The following is a 396-nucleotide window of genomic DNA, read 5'->3' as shown; positions in this document are numbered from 1 at the left end:
GAACTACGAATGTCACTGGCCGAAGCTGCGGCCCTGACAAAGACGCCCCTGAACACCCTCCGATCCCGCTGGAAGGCCGGTAAAGTAAGGGGCGAGAGAGACAACGCCGGAAAGATATGGGTCTGGATAGACCCTGATCTGGTGGGTTCGAAAAAGCGCACTTCGAAACCTTCGAAGGGTTCGAGCGATGCGGCTATTGAAGCCCTCACGGCTCAACTGGATCGCGCCCATACCGAACTCGAAACCCTGCGCCCAAGGGCGGCTCTGGTCGAACGCCTGGAAGCTGAGAGGCCTGTTCTCCTGGGCCAGCTCGAAGACCTGAAGGCCGACCGGGACGCATGGCGCCGCCTGTCGGAGCGGCGAGGGTTCTGGGGCCTATTCCGCCGTTAAGCGGAC

1 protein-coding gene is annotated in these 396 nt (G+C 61.6%); it reads left to right on the top strand.

All coding sequences use genetic code 11. From position 1 onward, the window contains the following. On the top strand, positions 1 to 390 hold a 390-nt coding region (locus AB4Z43_RS33525; RefSeq protein ID WP_441941010.1), incomplete at its 5' end, for a hypothetical protein. Positions 391 to 396: the final 6 nt, after the last annotated feature.

It is taken from the genome of Mesorhizobium sp. 2RAF45 (assembly GCF_052115225.1).
GTDB classification, from domain to species: Bacteria; Pseudomonadota; Alphaproteobacteria; order Rhizobiales; family Rhizobiaceae; genus Mesorhizobium; species Mesorhizobium jarvisii.
The sequence above is the reverse complement of the archived record's forward strand: the minus strand, read 5'-3'. Positions and strand labels throughout refer to the sequence as shown.